Raw genomic sequence first — 21,542 nt, forward strand, 5'->3', positions numbered from 1 at the left:
AAGTCATAATCAACTCTGAACCCCGGTATCGCTCCCCGAGAAAGATTGAGTTCCTGCCATGCTTTGCAACATCCTCACTGTATTCACCCTGGTCTACTGCTGTCTGCTTCCTCTCCAATCTGTCTCCGCTGAGAAACCCAATCACAGTGTCGACATCTGTGTCTATGGCGGAACATCCGGTGGCGTCGTCGCGGCCGTCAAAGCAGCCCGACTCGGAAAACGTGCCATTCTCATTGAACCTGGACAGCATCTGGGTGGCATGAGTTCCGGTGGCCTCAGCTTTTCTGACATGGGTAAAGCAGCAACCGTCGCTGGCATGGCGCGGGAGTTCTATCAGCGCATCGGCAGGAAATACAACAAGCCTCTGGAAACACAGCTCGAACCCCATGTCGCCGAGCAGGTGTTCGACGAGATGATCAAAGAAGCCGGCGTCACTGTACTTAAAGGAGAACCGCTGAAAGAAGTCATCAAACAGGGCCCCCGTATTCAAACCCTGATCACCGAAAAGGGGACCCGCATCGACGCGAAGATGTTTATCGACACTACATACGAAGGTGATCTGCTGGCAGCAGCCGGTGTTTCCTATTCGCTGACTCGCGAAGCCAATTCGCAATACAACGAAACTCTGAATGGCATTCAGTATCATGAAATCCCCCAGGTCCTGTTCGGAAAAGTCAATGCTATCGGCCGCCGAAAAGATCGCCGCGGCCTATGGGATCGCTCCATCCCACTCGATCCGTATTGTATTCCCGGAAATCCGGAAAGCGGTCTGCTACCTCTGATCGAGGAAGGTGAACTCGGAAATCATGGGGAAGCCGCTCCCGGCGTACAGGCTTACTGCTTTCGACTCTGCGTGACCGATCAACCCGAGAATCGGATCCCCATCGAACCTCCCGCCAACTACGATCCTGCCCGCTATGAAATCGTCGCCCGTTACATCAAAGCCTGTCAGAAAGCCGGCGATGACATGGACCTCCGCTGGTTCACCAAACACGATGCACTCCCTAACGGCAAATTCGATTTCAACACCGCCTACTTCGGTTTGAATTACGTCGGCGGGAACAAAGGTTACACCGAAGCCAGCCACGCAGAGCGTCAGAAAATCATTAAAGAACATGAGAACTACGCCCGCGGCCTGTATCATTTTTTGAAGACGGACCCGCGTGTTCCTGAAAAAGTCCGACAGCAGATCAGTCAATATGGTCTCTGCAAAGATGAATTTCTCGACAACGGAGGCTGGCCGCATCAGCTTTATATTCGCGAGTCACGGCGGATGATTTCCGACCTGGTCATGACAGAACATCACTGTCGCCACACGGAAGTTGCTCCCCAATCTGTGGGACTGGCCTCGTATGGAGTCGACATCCACGAAATCCGTCGGATTGCTCATGACGGTATGATGATCCGCGAAGGCAAACTGCTCGGTCATACCGGCACCCGCGGGCCTTATCCCATTGGCTTGGCAGCGATCGTCCCCAAAGCCTCCGAATGTAATAACCTGCTGGTCACCTTTGCGATCTCCGCCAGTCATGTCGCCTTTGGTTCCACCCGTATGGAACCCGTGCTCATGATCCTCAGCCAGTCCGCTGCCACCGCCGCCAGCCAGGCCATTGATGCCGACTCCCCGATCCAGGAAATCAACTACCAGCGACTCCGCACCCAACTCCTTGCCGATGGTCAACTGCTCGATTGGCCTTCGCCCGTCAAACGAGGTCAACCGCAGGCGCGCGTCGTCACCACGGCGGAAAAATTGCCGGGTATCGTCCTCGATGATTCCGCAGCCGAATACACAGGTGGTTGGAGTGAAAGCAATCGTCAGCCGTCTCCCATCGGCCCCACCTACACACATGATAACAACAAAGACCGCGGTAAGAAAACCGCCCGCTTCTCGCCCGAAATCAAACACACAGGCGACTACGAAGTCCGTCTGCTCTATACCTGGCATGAGAACCGTTCCACGAAAGTGCCGGTCACCATTCTGAGTGCCGACGGCGAAAAAACCGTCACCATCAATCAGCGACAGCCCGCTCTCATCAACCGCATCCCCGTGTCGCTGGGTGAATTCCATTTCGAAGCCGGGCAGCCGGCGTACATCACCATTTCCAATACCGGCGCCGATGGCTACGTTGTCGTCGATGGCCTGCAACTGCTTCCGGTAGAAATCGCTGCTGATGAACGTGCCGGCACAAAAGCTTCCGGCTTCCCGGAAATCAGCATGGCGGAAAAACCGATCGCGAAACCGCTTCCCAATCCAGAGGCGGCCCGCGTCGCTGTTTCCCCCCTCGCTGCCAAAACCGAACCCCGCACACCCGGTGAAAGTACCCGACATTCCGACGAACCCGTCACGCTCGCGAAAGAGACTCCCGCAGCAAAAGTAGATGGCAAATCTTACGACGTCGTCGTTGTCGGCGGAACGGGCGGCGGTGTCGCCTGTGCCGTGCGTGCTGCCCGCGAAGGCTGTTCCGTGCTGCTCGTGCAACACAACGGTCATCTCGGCGGCATGATGACCAACGGCCTGATGCAGTGGGATGCACTTTACGGCGGCCCCCGTTCTCCCCTCTTCAGCGAACTGCTTGAGAACATTGAAAACTATTACATCGACACCTTCGGTCGCGACTCCCACGATCACCAGACGATCCGCTACACACACGAAAAATACCCCATCGGCTGGGCCGAACCGCATGTCGCTGAACGCGAATTTAATCGACTCGTCGCTCAGGAAAACAACATCACACTCCTGTTGAATCATTACCCGACGGAAGTGAATCGCCTGGACGCTCTCATCAAAAGTGTCACCCTCTGCCGCTTCGGTACTCCCGAAACGATCCAGGTAAAGGGTACCACCTTTGTCGATGCGACTTATGAAGGCGATCTGTTCGCGCTGGCTGATGTCCCGTATCGCGTCGGTCGTGAAGCCCGCGAGGAATTCAACGAACCGCACGCCGGTAAAGTATTCGTTAATATTGATGGTCACCGTCCCGAAGGCATCGTCAAGGAAGGACTCAACATTCGCGTCTACGGAGCAAGGCAGGGGAGTATGGATCCCACCAGTCCGTTCACAGCAGATGGCGCCGTCCAGGCCTACAATTATCGTTTCTGCGTCACCTCCGACCCCGCTAATCGGCTGCCCATCCCCAAACCGGCCAGCTATGATCGTGAGAATTATCTCAACTTTCATCGTCGCTATATCCACGCCAGCCAAGGCCCCAACCACAAATCGCACGTTAACAGCCCGATCATGCCGGGACAGAATCATGCATATCCTGAAGCCGACTGGTCCACCCGCGAACAGATCATCCAGCAGCATCTCGACTTCGGCCTGGGATTGATGTGGTTCCTGCAGCATGATGAAACGATCCCCGCAGCGCAGCGTAAGAAGTTTCTCGAATGGGGGCTGCCCAAAGATGAATACGCCGACCACAATCACGTTCCCTACGAAATGTATGTCCGCGAAGCCCGCCGTATAGTCGGGCGTCATGTCTTCAATGAAAACGATGGCATGCTCACCAAAGACTACCAGCGGACTCCCATCCACCCGGACAGCATCGCGGTCACCGACTGGTATATGGACTCGCATTCCTGCACCACCGACAGTCGGCCCGGATTCAAGTACGACGGCAAACTGATTCTTACCGAAGAATCCCGTCCGTCGCAGATTCCCTATCGCGCACTGCTGCCACAAGGCGTCGACAATTTGCTGGTCCCCGTCTGTCTCTCTGCGACCCACATCGCCTGGGGTGCCATCCGTCTGGAACCCGTCTTTCTGCAGACCGGAGAAGCGGCCGGCTATGCCGCCGCGCTCGCGAAACAACAGTCGACGACTCCCGCCAACCTCGATCCCGAACTGCTGCTGCAAACTCTCGTGCGCCATCGTCAACTGGTCAGCTTCTTTAACGACATCAAAATCACCGATTCGGACCCGGCAATACCGGCTGCCCTCTATTTCGCGACAAAAGGCTTCTTCAACGACTACGACGCCCGGCTCAACGAACCGCTGACTCAATCTGTGCAGACCGCCTGGGAACAGGGACTGCAGCAACTGGAGCAGGGAACTCTCAATCCGCGACAACTCGCGAAGCAGGTGCAGCAGGCCGAAGAGCAACCGTCGCCGACTACTAAAACCAGACGAGGCGTCTTTCTGCTGCAGGCCTGGGACCGCATTCAAAAATAATTCAAGTGACTGCATCCTGTTCACTTTCTACTGCATAAATTCGTCTTGACACTCACTCGCTGCGCGGCATGATAAACGCTTATAAGCAAGTCGCGCGCGATCCACTACTGGTTCAGGTGATGATCACGAACAGGAGATAACAACGGCACTATCAAACCCGCTTGCCTCAACGCGATCTGAAAAAACAACTGCTCAAAAGCACGCTGTGGGTCGACACACATCGCCGCATTTTGGCGCTGCTCTCGTCCCCGGTTCGCCTTTACATCAAAACATATCAGCACATATCGCGCACTCTTTTTGTCCATCTCCGCTTGACGACCCCACGCCATTCCACAAAATAATCGACAATAAAATTGAAAACAGATTTCAGACATCAGCTCAAACACCGTACAAATGAAAAGAAATCCCTCGCCTGTGGCTCGTCTCTGCACCGTATTCCCTTGTGTTGCGTGACACTTCTGGCAAACCAACAGTGATCGATTCACCAACCCCCAATAAAAAAAGCTGGCCCCGAATGAAATTCGGGGTTGTCGCAGACAACAGGAAACAGTCAGTGTAAACACACAAATAAGTTCTACGTAACCAAACGGCCTCCCGCAGGAGGCTGACACATGTAACATCCCCCAGAAATTTTGCGGAGATTCTTCAAGCCACCGGGTTCCAACTGTCGGCTTACCCGACAGTGCGCAGGGTCATCCCGCCAGGAAAAATAGTTGCAGTCCGATTTTACCCGATCTCACCCGACCCACCTCAGATGAACACCGCGCAGTAAACTTCAGATTCTGCGTGACAAATCAGCACGGCTGATTTAAGATAAACAGAGTGAATGCACCCAGCGAAGCAGATTACCCCTAAGATGGAGTTCCCGATTTGATGCCACTCAAGGTGAAACGATATCTGCTGATTTTCCTCACATCGTTCGGCTGCCTGCTGTTGATGACCATCGTCATTTACTTCAAATACGCCCCCCACAATCCAGTGACCGAACTGGAAACCGTCACCGCCCGCATCCCCCTGGGCATTTCCGCAGCAGAAGCAGACGCCTTGATGGGTACGCCCCCCGACGCCATTTCTCAAACACGGGGCACACTCATGAATTCCATGACGCTGCTATCCACGGACAACTCTCAGTCAGCGCAACAGGGCAGCGTGCAACTCTATTCCCTGCGCACCTGGCACCGCGGCGACAGGCATGCCACCGTCGTTATCGATCAATCCGACAAAGTCGCCGGCCACTGGACCTGGTCCGATCACCCACCGAGCAGCAAATCGCAATTCAACCTGAACCAGGTAGCCCAAAGCATCCTTAAACTCTGGCGCGCCCTGATTGGCTGATGAAGGCGACGACTCGTTTCAGTACTGCAAATGTATCAAATCGGCATGAACTTGAAATGCATGCTCCACCAGTTCCGGCAACGCAGCCGGTCGTAGTATCTCAGTCGTTTCACTGAGTTCTTCCCGCGACCACCAGTGAATCGCTTTACACACCCGCCGTTCCGATTCCGATAAACCTTGACGATTCAGCACAGGCGTCTCACTCCCCCGGCACACATAGTACGTCTCATGACTGAGTACAGCCCCGATCCCCGGCAGGTCCAGTTGAACTTCACGCACGCCAATCCGCCGCCCGACCTTCACGTCCGCCAGCCTCAGTTCCTCCCGCAACTCCCGCCGCAGTGCCTCAACTTCCGATTCCCCACCTTCAACCCCACCACCGGGAGTCGCCCAGTAACCGAGCAACTCCGGCCACGACCGATCTGCGGGCAGCGCATCTTCATGCCGCACCAACAGCACCTGATCCTGCTCATTCAACAAAATCGCCCGAGCCGACTTGCGTTGTTTCATGGGATTTTTCTTTTTTTATCTGGCAGATATAGGAAGAATGAGTGATCCTTGACTTACATAACTCTGAACCAAGTGAATTAATAATAGTAATCCCCAGTATGATCAGTGTATACTAATAAGACTGACTGGCCGATCATCGATAATCTCTAACCCGTGATTGAAATCATGTATTTTTGCAATATACCCAAACTATCGCGTACACTTTTTTTTGGTTTAGTCACCATTTTTTTCATATTCCCATCATCGCTCTACGCAGAAGACTGGATTGGCAAGAAATTCATGCCGAACGCCGACATAAAATATTTCAAAACCAGCAAAGCAGTTGAGGAAGTCCCTGCTGAGAGTATTGAATTCCCATTAACGGTCACTCAAACCGATAAAGAACACTTGAAGGTAAGTGGCGGGTGGGTCAAGAAAACACATGTCATCCCTTTGGATGAAGCGATTGACTACTATAGCGATTATCTGAAAACCAAAAATCCATTCAGTTCCTGGGCTTATACGAATCGCGCCATTTCCTGGCATGAAAAGAACGAGAACAGTAAAGCAATCAATGATTTTATCTGGGCGACTCGTTTCGATTCCAAGAATGCAATCGCATACCATTATGAAGGAGTCACCTGGTTAGTTCGGCGAGAAAATGACACAGCCGTTGATCGATTCGACAACGCTGCTAAATTTTTTCCCGATAATCCTAAAACCTATTTTTATCGCGGTGTGGCTAAGTACGAAAGAGGGACTTACTATCGACCTGCATATGATCTTGCGCTGAAAGATTTTGACAAATCCATCGCCCTCGCACCTGATTTTCCAGAGGCTTACCAGAAACGGGGAGACACTTATTTTCAATTAGAAAAATTCGAGCAAGCACTCAAAGATTATGATACGGCAGTTCGACTCAACCCAAACTCTCACATCGCTTACTTCAACCGTGGACTGGCCTGGACTCGAAAAGGAAAACCCCAAAAAGCGATCAAGGACTTTGATGCGGCAATCCGGCTCAACGCTGAGTTCTGGCTTGCTTATCAAAGTCGGGGTTATGCTTGGAATGCACTTGGGGAATACGAAAAAGCAATCAAAGAATTTAACGCACTGATTAAACAAGATCCAGATTATTTCTTTTACATAATTGACCGGGCTTACTGTCATAGTTCAAAAGGAAAATACGATTTAGCAATTCAAGATTATCAGGAAGTAATCCACCAACGTCCCGATTCACCTCACGGACATAACGGAGTTTCCTGGATTCGATCCACTTGTCCTGACCCACAATATCGAGATGGCAATGCCGCTGTTGAATCAGGGAAAAAAGCATGTGAACTGTCTCGATGGAGGAACCCTGAATACCTTGACACGCTGGCAGCCGCTTATGCTGAAAATAATGACTTCGAGCAATCAATCAAATATCAAAAAAGAGCAATACAACTATCCGATGGCGATTCAAGCAGGGAAGAGTTCGAATCACGACTGAAACTCTATCAGGCTGGTAAACCCTACCACCAAACTCCAGCAGAAATTCAACTACCGAAACCTGAATAGCAAAACCCTAGATAGAATCGTTTTTCCTTATTGTTGTGATTGTCTTAAATTTTCACATCGTATCAGGACTTACACCAATGTTCGATTTCGCAACTCCCACGATCCACGAAATTGCTCCGGATGTGTTTCGGATTGGCTGTTATGCGCAGGGGCTGGATCTGCAGTTTAATTATTTTCTGGTCCGCGATGACGCGCCGCTGCTGTTTACGACCGGGTATAAGTCCAGCTTTCCGCTGGTACACAAAGCGGTCGCGCAGGTGATGGATCCGGCGGACCTGCGGTATATCGCCTTCAGTCATTTTGAGTCGGATGAATGCGGGGCGCTCAACCAGTGGCTCGAAGTCGCTCCCGACGCAGTGCCGGTCTGCAGCCTGGTCTCGGCGATGGTCAATATCAATGACTTCGCCATCCGGCCGCCCAAAGGCATGGTCGACGGCGAACTGCTCAACACGGGCAGACATCAATACCGCTTTTGCTCGACCGCGCAACTGCCGCACGGCTGGGATGCGGGGCTCCTGTATGAAGAGACGCAAGGCACGCTGTTCTGTTCCGACCTGTTTCACCAGGGAGGCAACCCCGACGCGCTCACCGAAAGTGATCTGTCAGAACAGGTGCTGGCCGCAATGCAGCAGATGCAGGCGGGACCGCTGGCCGACTACATCCCCTACACAAAACAGACCGACCGGATACTCAACCGCCTGGCAGACCTCAAACCCAAAACGCTCGCCGTCATGCACGGCTCCAGTTTCACCGGCAACGGCGAACAGGCCTTCCGGGATCTGTCGACCGCGATGAAAACTGTTTTCGATTGAGAGCGCTCAAACGGATTTTGCGACCACGAAAAACACGTAATATCACGAAACGAGCTTTGTTTACCTTCCCATACTATATTTGAAAGAATCCCAGCCTCTCAGTCCTGGCGAGAGTCGCTTGAACCGCGACTAACGCCGAAAGGCTGATCTTGTTTACGGTAATCCCCCCCCGCTCAATGTCGACCGCAGGCTGTCTCCATTAGCCGAAGGGCATTAGCCCCGGTTTTCGTCCAGTCCATTTTTGACAGCCCATCCTGATTGTTTCTTTTTAAGACAAATCCGCACCCAGAAGTAACATCGGGACGCGTTCGAAAATAACCCTATTTCACCTTCGCGAACTGCTTCTGAAAGAACTCCAGCATTGCCTGGGGGGAGGCGCCGCTTTTGTTGTCGCCGGTGTAGACGAAGACGTTTTCGATACCCAGCTCATTCATTTTCTTGACCAGGTCGCGGCCGAAGTTGGGGTGATGAATGCCCTGGCCGGGCCGCGCATTGGCGGGCAGGGGGCCGTCGGCTTCGCTGTAGATCATGTACAATGCCGGATCGTCTTTGGTCAGATGCGTAATGGCAGACGACTCATCGTAGCGTTTCTGCTGTTCCGCCGTCGGGTTCAATGCTTCTTCGGCAGTCGTCACGCCATACGCTTTGAAGATGGAAGGATGCTCCCAGGCCCGTCCCCCCACCAGGGCTTTGATTTTAATCGGATCGTAGGTGCTCTGACCGCCGATCGTGCCGATGGCCTGGATGCGGGTGGACTCGCGTTCGACAGGGTCCTGACTGTCCGGGTCTGCCAGATCATCGTGAAAGCCAATCCACATAGAAATCCCCGCGCCGGCAGAACCGCCATAACAGGCAACCCGTTTCTTGTCGATGTTCCACTCCTTCGCTTTACTCCGCAGAAACTGCACGGCACGGGCACCGTCACGCTGAGGCTCGGGGAGCAGGATGTCTTCGCCGTCAATAAAGCGATAGTGAATCGCAGCCACACTCATCCCCGCATTATGATAATTCTGGATCAGCCGCGGATTCATTTTTTTGCTGCCGCCTACGAAACCGCCACCATGAATGTAAATCACGAGCGGGGTCGGCGTATCTGATTCCGCCTGATAAAAGTCCAGCACGTTCCGTTCGTGTTTACCATACTTCACATTTGCATGTGTCGGCTCTGCGACAGCCGCCCGATTTTTCTGTCGCTTTTCGCGATATTCCAGCACCTCGTCCCGCGTCAGTTTCCCATCCTTATTTTTGTCGGCTTCGGGAAATCGCTTCAACAGTTTCTGCAACCGTGCATCCGCTGAGGGCTTTTCATCGGCCCAACCAGGACACGAAACCGCGATCACAGTACACAACACAAGCAGACGAACACCAGCATGTTTCAGGGAGATACGTGTCATTGTATTGCTCTTTTTCCAGATTGACTTCAGAGTTGAAAAATAACCGCCCGTTGAGTCCACACTTTGATCAAATCGGCGTCATCCACCATTTAATCAGAAGAGGGGCAGCCCCGCTACCAGTTTTTCGCGAATGGGTTCAAATTTTGGATGTCCCAATAATCCCGGAAAACCGCCACATTCCAGAATTGATGTCCGCAGATAACCTAATAAATCCAGTGGATAAGCAGGGGCACTCTCCGGAACCCGCTTTCCGGACCAGGAAAAAAAGACCACCTCTGCCAGCCAGCCTTCTCCCCGCAGACCATAGGGATCGCCTCCGGAAATATCGTCTTTGTGATATCCATCAGGGGCAAACGAATAGAGGAATTCCGAAACAGCATTGTCTGACTGACAGGCTTCGAAATCTTCCAGGGTATAATCCAGCCACTCCTGACTACAGGCATCGACATAGACACCATCGCAGAATCCGTGTGCTCCTTCGATTCCCAGTCGGCCCCAGAATTCACAATGCGAGTAGTCGTCCACATCAATGAAAGAGATCCCGCCCAGAGTCCGCCACAATAGTTTGAGGACAATCGGAACCTCGCGTTGCGTCACTGCTTCAACGCGAGCGATACGCAATTCCTGATCTGTTTCGGGCTCCAGGATTAACGATGTCACCGGATAGCCGAGTTCCGCCAGGCGAACTTCCAGTATCTCCAGCGTCCGGCGGCATTGCGTTAGCGACTGATCTACCAGATGAGCCAGCAAAGCAGCATCCTCGCGGGCAGCCGCATACTTCTGATGCCAGAGTCTGATTTCAGCAACCAATGCCATATCATTTCTCAATATAATTCAGCAAGTAAATAAAACACAGTATACGCTACTACATTAACCATCGTTTCTGAACCCAGCGAGTCACAGAGGCTATCGGAATCTACTGGAAACTGATTCAGAATACCGGAAAAGCCCTGACTCCCGCCTGCACGCCCTGCTAGAATGGCAGGTGTCATCTTTTATCTGCGGGCCGCAATTTTCTGACAGCCTCTCGGGGCGGAAAGCGTTGATTGATGAAAGGCCTCTCTCTCATTTCAATTCACACAACTCTCTTTCACAGTGCGTTGAGCTTCATTCTGCTACTGTCTTTCTGCACGGCTGGTTTCGCTCAGACCAACAATGGGGGCAATAATAACGGCGGCAATAATCAGAACGGCAACAACCAGCAGAACGCGGGCGGCATTACCATTGATGCGGACGGCGTAATCACCGCGCCCTTTCGGGTGACGCAGAACAGCAGCCAGTTAAATCAACGGCGTCTGCAGGCGCTCGCCGCTGAAGCACTGCCAGCCGATGTGAATCACAAGTCGGAATTGCGTAAAATCTCACTAGTCGAACTGGAAAAGGTTTGCCAGGAGTGGAAAGCTAAGAATGAGCCTCTGCCTCCCGAGATTTTGTATCTGGCGGGGTTAACACGGATTGACTATTTGTTTGTCGATCGTGAGCATAATGATCTGATCATTGCCGGTCCCGCGGAAGGCTTCGCCGCCAATGCGCAGAACCGGATTGTCGGCGTCGAATCAGGTCGACCTCCGCTTCGACTGGATGATCTGGTCGTCGCGTTTCAGTCCCAGGATCGCGGGTTGATCACCGGCTGTTCGTTCGATGCAAAGCCCGACAACCTGGCGAAGATGAATGAATATATTCGGCGTACGAATAACGCGTCCTCAGCGGCGACTGCTACAGTTCGCTTCAAAACCATGGCGCAGATCCTGGGTATGCAGGATGTCTCCGTAACCGGTGTCCCCGCCGGCTCGCATTATGCCCGCATCCTCGTCGAAGCCGACTACATGCTCAAACGAATTTCCATCGGCCTCGAACCCTCGGGAATTCGCGAAATCAAAAGTCATCTGGCAACGCTCCGAGGCGGAGGGAACAGCACGCAGCGCTGGTGGTTTACGCCTCTATACGATGCCTTCACGACCACAGTCGACCGGGATGCATTTCAGTTCTCCGGGCAGCGACTGCAGATGATGTCGCAGGAAGAATTCGTGAACTCAGCAGGACAACGCACTGATGCCGCCCAGACGCGGGTTTCGACCACGAAGTATGCCCAGCAGTTTACAAAACACTTTGCGAAGCTGGCCGACCTGCACCCCACGTTCGCCGAACTGCAGTCGATTACCGACCTGACAGTGCTGGCAGCGCTCATCCGCCGGGAACGACTGGACGAACAGATCGACTGGCGGCACTCCTTATTTTCGTCAGTTTCTAATTACCTGGTCCCCGAGGGTAATATTCCGAAACAGGTTCCCACGGCGATGAATTATAAAAAAGCAGGGCGGTTGATGATCTGCCTGGTCGGCGGGGGTGTGACGATCAATGCCCGGAAGGTTTTGAAGCAGACCGAGTTTCAGTTGAGCCGTGATATGTCACTGGAAGAGAAACTATCTACTGTCAGTAAACGGGAATCACAGCAGCCCGCACGCTGGTGGTGGGATTGACTGTGCAATGCCGATTCGGTCTACTGGAATGAATCCGGTTGAAAACTAAGTGGAAGTCCGCCCCTGTTTTTTCACAGTCGGGCAAGCCGACCGTGCCACCCGACGCTCTAATCTGATCATCGAGGACATTGATTTCATCATGAGACGCACGCTCCTTCTGAATTTGGCCCTGCTATTTGTATTAACGCTGATCTTGAGTAGTGGTTCGTTCCTGCAGGCGGCGGAACGTCCCAACGTGTTGTTGATCATGACCGACGACCAGGGCTGGGGGGATGTCCGCTCGCATGACAATCCACTGATCGAAACGCCTCAACAGGATCTGTTGGCGTCACAGGGTGCACAGTTCGAACGGTTCTATGTCTCACCCGTCTGTGCCCCCACTCGATCGTCATTGCTGACAGGTCGCTACAGTCTGCGAACTGGCGTGCATGGCGTGACGCGTGGCTTTGAAAACATGCGCGCCGAAGAAACCACGATCGCCGAAATGTTTAAAGCCGCCGGCTACAAAACAGGGGCCTTCGGCAAATGGCATAACGGCCGACATTATCCCATGCATCCCAACGGGCAGGGCTTCGACGAGTTCTTCGGTTTCTGTGGCGGTCACTGGAACCGTTATTTCGATACGAATCTGGAACACAATAAACAGCCGATAGAAACAGAAGGTTATATCACTGATGTACTGACCAACCACGCGATTGATTTCATCAAACAAAACAAAGACCAGCCCTTCTTCTGCTATGTCCCTTATAATGCACCACATTCTCCCTGGATCGTTCCCGAAAAGTACTGGAACAAGTACGCGGACAAAGGTCTGGATGACAAAGCTCGCTGTGCCTATGCGATGGTGGAAAGTGTGGACGACAATCTGGGACGGCTGATGCAGACGCTGGATGACCTGAAACTGGCCGACAACACAATCGTCCTGTTTCTGACAGACAACGGCCCCAACAGCAACCGCTATAACGGCAACATGCGGGGACGTAAAGGATCAATCCACGAAGGTGGGATTCGGGTCCCGTTGTTTGTCCGCTATCCAGGGAAGATCCAAGCAGGGACAGTCGTCAAGCCGATCGCCGCCCACATTGATATCCTGCCGACCCTGCTCGAATTATGCAGCGTGGAAAAAACATCCGATCAGCCGCTGGATGGCAAGAGCCTGGTGCCGCTGCTGACCAAGGACGGAGTGGCAGACTGGCCACAGCGCAAGCTGTTCTCGGATCGGCTGTTTCGCAATTCGATTCCGGGTACGGAACTGCCCAACGGTTCCGTGCGCACCGATCGCTGGCGGGCCGCGTACGAGCGAGGGAAATGGAGTCTGTATGACATGCAGGCCGACCCGTCTCAAAAACAGAACGTGGCGAAAGCGCATCCTGCCGTGATGAAGGAATTGAGTGCCGCCTATGCTGACTGGTTCAAGGATGTCTCGCAGGCAGGGTTCGAGCCGATTCCGATTCCCGTAGGGCATCCCAAAGAGAAATTCACATCGCTGCCAGCGAATGAAGCGTTTCTCTCTCCGGAAGCAGGCCAGGGGATCAATTACAGTGGCAAAGGACATAATGGCTACGCCAACAGCTGGATTGAAGACTGGACCAATCCCAGTGCATCCGCTGTCTGGCATCTGGATGTACTGCAGCCGGGCACATATGAAGTCACGCTGAAATATACGTGCCGTGCTGAAGACATTGGTTGTGAAGTGCAGGCACAAGTCAACGGTCAAAAGTTGAACGCGACGATTTCCCAGCCACACGACCCGCCGAAAATTGGAAATCAGGATCGCGTTGAACAGTCGGACAATTACATGAGTAAAGACTGGGCGAAGATCAAACTGGGAACAGTCACCTTGAAAAAAGGAGACTGCGATCTCACGCTGACAGGAGTCAAAAAAACAGGCTCCGAACTGCTTGACGTGAAGGGGTTCGAGCTTAAACGCGTGCAGTAAGCTCGGCCATCATTCTCGCCGCGGCCAGTTCAGCACTCTGGATGCAGTCGGGAATACCAACCCCTCGATATGCGTTACCCGCCAGTTCCAGTCCCGACAATCCCACGGTAGCCTGTTCGATTCGTTCGACCAGTTGCAGGTGTCCCAGATGATATTGCGGCATCGACTGGTTATGGCGAAGCAGTTTTGAATAAACCGGCTCACCGGAAACGCCGAGGATGTCAGTCAACTCGCGATTGACGATCGCGTTCAATTCATCGTCCGAGTGTTCCAGCAGTTCAGGCTGCATCGCACCGCCCACAAATGTTCGCAGCTGCACACAGCCTTCCGGCGCGCGTCCGGGAAATTTACGACTGGAAAAGGCAACTGCGAAAATCTTCCGCTGCTCGACAGCAGGAATGACCAGACCAAACGCTTTCAGAGGATGCTTAATGTTCTCCAGACGATGCACGCTAACCTGAATTGCCGTCGACGCGTATTCAATCTGCTTGAGCAGTTCTGAAAGCACAGGAGCGTATGACGCCAGCATCTGCCCCGCCTGTGGTGCTGCTGTGGTAAGCAAAACAGCGTCGAAATGTTGCGTCTGTGACTTATCTGCAGATTCAAATGTCAGATCATATCCCGCATCAGCGGCAGCGACCTGAGTTACTCGATGGTCGTAAAGAATTGTTCCGCCCGAGGAAACCCGCTCGGCGAGCGTGCAGATCAATGTCTGCATCCCCTTCTTGAACGCTGCGAACAGCCCGTATCGTGCTCCGGTGGCGTCAGCTGATTTGGACGCTCGCTTCTGTTTACGAATCGCCTTAATCAGGCTGCGGTGATCGCGTTCCATATCAAGGAAGCGGGGCAGCGTCGCCCGCAGACTCAGCTTCTCTGGATCGGAAGTATAAATGCCAGCGACCAGAGGTTGAATCAGTCGCGTTAATGCTTCCTTGCCAAAGCGACGCGTGACAAACTCAGCAAGACTTTCGTCGTCTGTGTCTAAACCTGTTTCACTCGTGCGACGGGGTACAAAGTATTCGAGCCCCATCCGCAATTTCCCGGATGGGCTCAAAAGAGGAGTCTTCAGCATGGGAAGAATCCGTGAGGGGGTCATCAGTTCAAAACCCAGTGGTACGGGGACCGGTGTCCCGTCTTTGAGGATCAGGGCGCCGCGGTACTGCTGATTGGTGGAAATCAATTGATCTTCGAGTCCCAGTCGCTGGCAGAGTTCGATGGCCGCAGGCTTGTTAGTGATAAACATATCCGCGCCGGTATCGATCAGGTAACCCTCCTGATTGATGGTGCCAATCCAGCCACCGGCCTCCGGCTGTGATTCGAACAGGGTGACTTCGACTGGCTGATTATTTTCATCCGCCAGTTCCTGCAGACGAAACGCAGCGGACAGACCGGTAATTCCGCCACCAACCACTGCGATTCGTTTTGCGGGTGATGAAGACTGATTCATAACGGACTCGATTTAAATATGGGATGTCGCAGGCGGCAGATTAGCGGGTTCCCAGTTCGTGCACCATTTCCACAAGGGCTTTGACGTGGTCGGGATTCATGTCGGGCATGACACCATGGCCGAGATTGAAGATGTGCCCATTGCGGCCCGCAGCGGCATCCAGAACCGCTTTTGCTTTCTGCTTGAGGACCGGTAAGTCAGCGTAGAGAGCAATCGGATCCATGTTCCCCTGAATCGCGACATCGGGTCCGAAGATTTCCCAGGCATCCGCCAGATTGATGCGCCAGTCCACGCCAAAGACCTGACCACCGGCCTGACGCTGTAAGCCGAGCAAAGCAGGGTTGCCGGTCAGGAAATTGATCACGGGGGCATAGTCCTGTACTCCTGTGACGAGTTTCGCAGTGTAGGGTTGTACGTACTGCTGATAGTCTTCGGGTGACAGACAACCTGCCCAGCTGTCGAAGATCTGCACGGCCTGACAGCCGGCGGCGATCTGTCGCTGCAGGTAGACAACCAGATTATCAACAAAACGATTCATCAACGCATCCCAGGCAGAGGGGTCGTTATACATCATCTGTTTGGTGCGGCGGTAGTTTTTGGAACTGCCCCCTTCAATGGCATAACTGGCAAGAGTAAAAGGACAGCCGGCAAAACCGAGCAGGGGAATGTCGGCAGGCAATTCCGCGCGAATGAGTTTGACAGCCTGGAAGACGAAGTCGAGGCAGTCCATGTCGGCGATATCGGTCAGGCGGTCAACCTGGGATGAATCCTGGATTGGATTGTGAATGACCGGGCCTTCCCCTTTGAGGTACTCCAGATCCAGGCCCATCGGTTCCAGAATCGGAAGCAGGTCGGCGAACAGGATGGCGGCATCGACGCCGAGCTCACGCTGTGCGGTGATTGTGACTTCTGCTGCCAGTTCGGGTGTTTTGCAGAGCTCTATGAAAGTCACTTTGTTACGGACTTCCATGTATTCGGGCAGATAACGACCCGCCTGACGCATGATCCAGATCGGCGTCGTATCGACGGGTTCGCGGCGGACCGCTTTCATAAAACGACTGTTCTGATAGCGGGCGGTCTCAGCCAGGGGGGCATCCATGTTTCTTCTTTCGGTTACAAATATTGGGTATTCAGCGATGTGAGGTGATTCTAACAGGATTCGCCGCGAACTGAAATTCAGCGCCGCGGAGTTTCCCGGAAACAGAGGAAAGCCAGATGAATCGTTCAGCCTTTTTGGGAGAGAATTTCGGGAGCCGCCTGCAGGGCATCTTTGACAAGCGGGCCCATTTTGGGAGGACTCGATTCAAAATCGACGGGCAGTCCGACTTCCTGCAGCGCTTCCGTACAGGCGGGACCGACCGAGGCGATCATCGTTTTAGACGCCGCCAGCAGCCAGTCTTCCTTGACCTGTTCTTCTTCAGCAATCTGCAGGACGTGTGTGATCTGCTGGGCGCTGGTAAACATCAGCACGTTATATTCTCCACGAATCGTCGCATGAACGGCATTGCGAAGACCGCTGGTATCGTCGGGTAAGGCCCAGCGATAGACGGCGATCGGCAGGACTTGCGCACCACGGTTACGCAGGGCTTCGTAGAATCCTTCGACCGGCTTCCCATATTCCTGCACAGCGATGTGTTTGCCTGTGACGGAAAACTTTTTTTCGTCTAAGACAGAAATAATCTCATGCCAGGTGTTAGGTTCGGGAGCGGAGTAGTTTATGGGAACTTCCCAGTTTCGCAGGACGACCGTTGGTTTCGGGCCACGCACAACGACGATGATTTTACGGAACGCATTCAAAACCTGTTCACGCGGGAAATAAAGCTCTGCTGCGTTGAGCAAGGCAGTCGCCCCCACGCCGGTCATAAACACGATCACATCAATCTCGCCTCGAAACAGTTTTTCGCAGAACGACTTGACCTGTTCGTTATCTTCCAGCGGGATTTCATCCATGGAGTGCACAAGTGTGGGAATTCCCTGGTTGCGTTCGATCAGGGAGGTCATGGCGTCGCTTTTACGACTTTCGAAACTGCAGACGTTTAAGGCGGATGGATTCATAGCGGATGCTTCAAATGGAATGAAAGGATCTCAGATTCAACACCCTGATTATAGACGCCATGGTAAGCACAGAAAATAGCCTCCTGTGGCTTTCTTAGTCAGATCTCGCTTTTCGCAACAGGACACGCTGCTACCTGGGCGTATTTAGCGGTGTCTTTACCTGACGAAATCCGGTGAGCCAGAGTCGGAAGTCGGCATCAATATCGGCCAGATCATCGATATTCAGCAGCTGTTTTAAGGTCTGCTCGCCCGTGGTATCGAATTCCTGGCTGGTTCTCAATTTGCGATAGAAGGGGGAAAGCAGCCGTTTCTGCTGCAGGTAAATACAGAAGTAGCGAGCGTAGGAATAGGTTAACGCTTCGCGTCTGGTATCGATTCTGACTTGCTCTACCAGGTTCGCCAGTGGAGGCAGCTGGTTACGATCCAGCGCGGAAAGCAGGAGCTGCCCACGCCAGTTGGAGATTCCCAGCAGTTGTGTCTGTTCGTCTGAAAACTCGCATTGCTCATGCAACGACGCCAGGCCTTCGTCAAACCATTCCGGCATGGCTGGAAAATCAATTTCTGCCAGTGCATGGGTCAGTTCGTGTCCGAGAGTTCCACTACCGGTGGAGAGATTGAGGACGATTCGCATGTCATTCGACTGGAAATAGCCGTAGTAGGATCCGGTTTTTCTCTGGTCGAGATCCCAGGCGACCTGCTGATAACGCTCTTCTGAGGAGAGTGCGACAACCGTAATCGGACGATCAGGGGGCCTATCGAAATAGGAAACATTCAACGCGTACTCAGTCGGAGAGATTGCTTTCTGATAGAGCGCGTCCAGTGTCGAGATTTCATAATCGCCGACAATGACATACGGAGTTTGAATCAGTACATTCACAGGAATGGAAATACGAGTTCTCAGCCAGGCCGCTTTGGTTTCACAGGCGGTCTGCAGACTCGCTTTCTGCTCGCGTGATTTGATTTCTGGTGGCGATTTGAAGGGCTCGGGAGGGCTGAGGCGTACCGCATTCGCAGAGGCTCTTCCTTCCTGAGCTCCAGAGAAGATCAGAAAATAAAAGCCCGTCATCAGGACAAATGGTCCTGCGATCAGTAATGCAATACGATGCAGAGACAAGCAACACTCACAATCAGACAGGCCCGGTGAAATTCACGAGGACCGGTTCTATAAAGTGACTCACGATTAATCGAGTAACGTTTAAGTATAGTTTGCTGCAGGTCGTATCACTTGAGCAAAGCCTGCGGGAATCTGGAAATAGTCGCAGGTTGACCATCCCGTGTGTGCATTATTCGACTTGATCGCCGTAAATTGCCCAGACATCACAATCGGCAGGGTATTGACAGACTGACGCATCTCTGTGGGACATCTTGACGCAAAAGAGGAGAGCTGAACGCCATTTAACGCCAAAAGCACATTAAGGCAGAGTAACAATCTGGTCGAAATCTTGTTATAATAGGTTTACTGATTATGATGGTTTCGAGGCTCGCGTCTTCAACTACACTGCTTATGAAATTTCCCACTCTAATGAGTCAACCTTCTCATTTTGAATCAAACTCCAACCGCTCTTTGACGCCGAGGCGGTCGCAGAGTCAGCAGTCACTAGCTCAGACCAGGCGGCCTTTATTTACCTCTGCCGAACTTCATGCACTAAAGACAGGAATGCACTGTACCATGTATCAATCGATGGGGGCACACCCGGACGAAGTTAACGGAATCGCTGGAACTCGTTTCGCTGTCTGGGCACCCAATGCACAGGAAGTCTGTATTGTTTGCGATCAGAACCACTGGAAACATGGCGAGTTTTATCTGAACTCCAGTGATGCAGGAGTCTGGTCCGGTTTTATGCCAGGCGTTTCGAGCGGAGACGCTTATAAATTCAGCCTGCGTGGCCAGAATGGAGAGTTTTTCGAAAAGTGCGATCCCTATGCGTTCTACTCAGAACTGCGTCCCAAGACCGCCTCGATTGTATACGACCTGGAGAACTATCCCTGGCAGGATGAACAATGGATCCAGAAACGGGCCGAAACCCAATGGCATGATCAGCCGATTACCATTTATGAAGTTCACCTTGGTTCGTGGAAACGCCCTAAAGATGGTCGCCAGTTTTTTACCTACCGCGAACTGGCGAAGCAGTTGGTCGAATATGTCCAACAAATGGGCTACACCCACATTCAGTTAATGCCGATCACGGAACATCCATTTGATGGCTCCTGGGGTTATCAGACGACCGGCTATTTTGCGCCGACCAGTCGCTTCGGCAGTCCTCATGATCTGATGTACTTCGTCGATTACTGTCACCAGGCAGGCATCGGGGTCTTATTTGACTGGGTGCCCGGCCATTTTCCCACTGACGGTCATTCACTGGGTCGTTTTGATGGCACTTGCCTGTACGAACATGCCGACCCACGGAAAGGATTTCACCCGGACTGGGGAACCTACATCTTCAACTATGGACGGAATGAAATCAGGGACTTCCTGCTGTCCAGCGCTCATTTCTGGATTGATAAATATCACTTCGATGGTCTGCGCGTCGATGCGGTGGCTTCAATGCTCTACCTGGATTATTCGCGTAAGGAAGGGGAATGGTTGCCGAACCCGCAAGGCGGACGCGAAAACCTGGAAGCCATCCAGTTCCTGAAAGATGCGAATATCAGTCTGCACGGAGAATATCCGGGCATCCTGACGATCGCAGAGGAATCCACATCCTGGGGCGGTGTGTCTCACCCGGTCTATAATGGCGGACTGGGCTTTAACATGAAATGGGATATGGGCTGGATGAATGATACGCTGCGCTATATGCATTTCGACCCGATCTACCGCTCACACCATCAAGGCGAACTCTCTTTCCGCATGATTTATGCTTTCACGGAAAATTTTGTACTGCCGCTCTCGCATGATGAAGTGGTACACGGCAAACGCGCATTAATCTCACAAATGCCGGGTGACCTGTGGCAGCAGTTTGCCAATCTGCGACTACTCTATGGCTATCAATACACAATGCCAGGCAAAAAACTGCTGTTTATGGGAGGTGAACTGGCGCAGTGGGAAGAATGGAACCACGACCAGGAACTGGACTGGAAGCTGATCGGCCTTGAAAAACATGATGGCATCCGTCGCCTGATCGGAGACTTGAATCATTTATACCGTTCAGAAAAAGCGCTTTACGAAACAGATTTTACGCCGGAGGGCTTTGCCTGGATCCAGTGTGATGATTCCAAGAACAGCGTATTTGCTTTCCAGCGTACTGCGACCGATACAGAAGAGCACGTGATTGTGGTTGCTAATTTCACGCCGGTTCCCCGCGATGGATACCGCATTGGTGTTCCCAAACCAGGCTTTTACCACGAAATCATTAACAGTGATGCCAAGATTTACGGTGGTTCGAATATGGGGAATGCTGGCGGAGTCTATAGCGAGAAAATCAGCAGCCACGGCATGAGTCACAGCATAACGCTCAATCTGCCACCACTGGGTTTACTCATCATGAAACCTGTGTCGACTCCACAAAAACCGGCTAAAAAGATAGCGGAATAATTGGAACACCGGGGGGGAAATTCTTACCAGAAAAGACTGGTAAATGAAGATGAACCTCTATATGATGGATGTTTCAGTCGTTGCTTGACACGACTAAAAAAAGGACGCCGCTGAGTGTATAGGCGCTCGCCCAAACAGTCCCAACAAGGGAAAGTTCGGCTATACTCCCCAGCAGCGTATCCTTTGGTGAAGTTCAAGTCAGACAGTAGAAGTTGCTCTTTTCCCTGTCTGTAATTACTCTTAAGCAAACGTCGTACCAGCTATCAGTGCGCCTCAGAAAGATATTCGTAAGTCATTCGCCAGATATCACTTATGACATAAAATAAAA

15 protein-coding genes are annotated in these 21,542 nt (G+C 52.6%); 7 read left to right on the plus strand and 8 right to left on the minus strand.

Features of this window, described 5'->3' with window-relative positions; all coding sequences use genetic code 11:
- The first annotated feature begins 58 nt into the window (after positions 1-58).
- Positions 59-4,171, plus strand: coding sequence for an FAD-dependent oxidoreductase (locus tag Pan161_RS05300; RefSeq protein ID WP_145224708.1), 4,113 nt, complete (start codon positions 59-61; stop codon positions 4,169-4,171).
- Positions 4,172-4,275: 104 nt separating this feature from the next.
- On the opposite strand, the gene Pan161_RS05305 is transcribed toward Pan161_RS05300, so the two are convergent.
- Complete coding sequence (locus Pan161_RS05305; RefSeq protein ID WP_145224710.1) at positions 4,276-4,602, minus strand: hypothetical protein; 327 nt, start codon at positions 4,600-4,602, stop codon at positions 4,276-4,278.
- Positions 4,603-5,044: 442 nt separating this feature from the next.
- Here Pan161_RS05305 and Pan161_RS05310 point away from each other — a divergent pair, with 442 nt between their 5' ends.
- Entirely contained in the window at positions 5,045-5,506 is a 462-nt protein-coding gene (locus tag Pan161_RS05310) for a hypothetical protein (RefSeq protein WP_145224712.1), read from the plus strand.
- 18 nt (positions 5,507-5,524) lie between these two features.
- Here Pan161_RS05310 and Pan161_RS05315 read toward each other — a convergent pair whose 3' ends face one another.
- Positions 5,525-6,016 (minus strand): NUDIX domain-containing protein, encoded by a 492-nt coding sequence (locus Pan161_RS05315; RefSeq protein WP_145224714.1) that lies wholly within the window; start codon positions 6,014-6,016, stop codon positions 5,525-5,527.
- A 153-nt stretch (positions 6,017-6,169) separates the two neighbouring features.
- Here Pan161_RS05315 and Pan161_RS05320 point away from each other — a divergent pair, with 153 nt between their 5' ends.
- Positions 6,170-7,555 carry a tetratricopeptide repeat protein gene (locus Pan161_RS05320; protein ID WP_145224716.1) on the plus strand — a complete coding sequence of 462 codons (1,386 nt, stop codon included), beginning with the start codon at positions 6,170-6,172 and terminating at the stop codon, positions 7,553-7,555.
- A gap of 77 nt (positions 7,556-7,632) precedes the next feature.
- Positions 7,633-8,367, plus strand: a complete 735-nt coding sequence (locus Pan161_RS05325) for an oxygen-binding di-iron domain-containing protein (protein WP_145224718.1) — start codon at positions 7,633-7,635, stop codon at positions 8,365-8,367.
- Positions 8,368-8,687: 320 nt separating this feature from the next.
- Here Pan161_RS05325 and Pan161_RS05330 read toward each other — a convergent pair whose 3' ends face one another.
- The gene (locus Pan161_RS05330; protein WP_145224720.1) at positions 8,688-9,761 is read right to left on the minus strand and encodes an alpha/beta hydrolase; all 1,074 of its coding nucleotides are present in this window, start codon (positions 9,759-9,761) and stop codon (positions 8,688-8,690) included.
- Positions 9,762-9,854: 93 nt separating this feature from the next.
- Positions 9,855-10,577 (minus strand): hypothetical protein, encoded by a 723-nt coding sequence (locus tag Pan161_RS05335; protein WP_145224722.1) that lies wholly within the window; start codon positions 10,575-10,577, stop codon positions 9,855-9,857.
- A 233-nt stretch (positions 10,578-10,810) separates the two neighbouring features.
- Between Pan161_RS05335 and Pan161_RS05340 the strand changes: the two genes are divergently transcribed.
- Complete coding sequence (locus Pan161_RS05340) at positions 10,811-12,241, plus strand: DUF1598 domain-containing protein (protein ID WP_145224724.1); 1,431 nt, start codon at positions 10,811-10,813, stop codon at positions 12,239-12,241.
- Between the two features lie 49 nt (positions 12,242-12,290).
- Positions 12,291-14,180: an arylsulfatase gene (locus tag Pan161_RS05345; protein ID WP_145224726.1), complete on the plus strand. Its 1,890-nt coding sequence runs from the start codon at positions 12,291-12,293 to the stop codon at positions 14,178-14,180.
- On the opposite strand, the gene hemG is transcribed toward Pan161_RS05345, so the two are convergent.
- The 4 genes from hemG to Pan161_RS05365 all read right to left on the minus strand — a co-directional run bounded on the left by hemG (position 14,164) and on the right by Pan161_RS05365 (position 18,748).
- Positions 14,164-15,627, minus strand: a complete 1,464-nt coding sequence (hemG, locus tag Pan161_RS05350) for a protoporphyrinogen oxidase (protein ID WP_145224728.1) — start codon at positions 15,625-15,627, stop codon at positions 14,164-14,166. The genes Pan161_RS05345 and hemG overlap by 17 nt on opposite strands.
- Positions 15,628-15,667: 40 nt before the next feature.
- Positions 15,668-16,726 (minus strand): uroporphyrinogen decarboxylase, encoded by a 1,059-nt coding sequence (gene hemE, locus Pan161_RS05355; protein ID WP_145224730.1) that lies wholly within the window; start codon positions 16,724-16,726, stop codon positions 15,668-15,670.
- 125 nt (positions 16,727-16,851) lie between these two features.
- On the minus strand, positions 16,852-17,682 hold the full coding sequence (locus Pan161_RS05360) for a uroporphyrinogen-III synthase (protein ID WP_145224732.1): 831 nt from the start codon (positions 17,680-17,682) through the stop codon (positions 16,852-16,854).
- A 130-nt stretch (positions 17,683-17,812) separates the two neighbouring features.
- Positions 17,813-18,748 carry a hypothetical protein gene (locus tag Pan161_RS05365; RefSeq protein WP_145224735.1) on the minus strand — a complete coding sequence of 312 codons (936 nt, stop codon included), beginning with the start codon at positions 18,746-18,748 and terminating at the stop codon, positions 17,813-17,815.
- Between the two features lie 456 nt (positions 18,749-19,204).
- On the opposite strand from Pan161_RS05365, the gene glgB reads away from it, so the two are divergent.
- On the plus strand, positions 19,205-21,214 hold the full coding sequence (gene glgB / locus Pan161_RS05370) for a 1,4-alpha-glucan branching protein GlgB (protein ID WP_261342942.1): 2,010 nt from the start codon (positions 19,205-19,207) through the stop codon (positions 21,212-21,214).
- Positions 21,215-21,542: the final 328 nt, after the last annotated feature.

Source organism: Gimesia algae (assembly GCF_007746795.1).
GTDB classification, from domain to species: Bacteria; Planctomycetota; Planctomycetia; order Planctomycetales; family Planctomycetaceae; genus Gimesia; species Gimesia algae.

Excerpts from the sequence above, each read along its gene's own strand:
- Pan161_RS05300 (WP_145224708.1), top strand. The coding sequence starts at position 59 with ATGCTTTGCAACATCCTCACTGTATTCACCCTGGTCTACTGCTGTCTG.
- Pan161_RS05310 (WP_145224712.1), top strand. The coding sequence starts at position 5,045 with ATGCCACTCAAGGTGAAACGATATCTGCTGATTTTCCTCACATCGTTC.
- Pan161_RS05315 (WP_145224714.1), bottom strand. The coding sequence starts at position 6,016 with ATGAAACAACGCAAGTCGGCTCGGGCGATTTTGTTGAATGAGCAGGAT.
- Pan161_RS05325 (WP_145224718.1), top strand. The coding sequence starts at position 7,633 with ATGTTCGATTTCGCAACTCCCACGATCCACGAAATTGCTCCGGATGTG.
- Pan161_RS05330 (WP_145224720.1), bottom strand. The coding sequence starts at position 9,761 with ATGACACGTATCTCCCTGAAACATGCTGGTGTTCGTCTGCTTGTGTTG.
- Pan161_RS05335 (WP_145224722.1), bottom strand. The coding sequence starts at position 10,577 with ATGGCATTGGTTGCTGAAATCAGACTCTGGCATCAGAAGTATGCGGCT.
- Pan161_RS05340 (WP_145224724.1), top strand. The coding sequence starts at position 10,811 with ATGAAAGGCCTCTCTCTCATTTCAATTCACACAACTCTCTTTCACAGT.
- hemG (WP_145224728.1), bottom strand. The coding sequence starts at position 15,627 with ATGAATCAGTCTTCATCACCCGCAAAACGAATCGCAGTGGTTGGTGGC.
- hemE (WP_145224730.1), bottom strand. The coding sequence starts at position 16,726 with ATGGATGCCCCCCTGGCTGAGACCGCCCGCTATCAGAACAGTCGTTTT.
- Pan161_RS05360 (WP_145224732.1), bottom strand. The coding sequence starts at position 17,682 with ATGAATCCATCCGCCTTAAACGTCTGCAGTTTCGAAAGTCGTAAAAGC.
- Pan161_RS05365 (WP_145224735.1), bottom strand. The coding sequence starts at position 18,748 with ATGACGGGCTTTTATTTTCTGATCTTCTCTGGAGCTCAGGAAGGAAGA.
- glgB (WP_261342942.1), top strand. The coding sequence starts at position 19,205 with ATGAGTCAACCTTCTCATTTTGAATCAAACTCCAACCGCTCTTTGACG.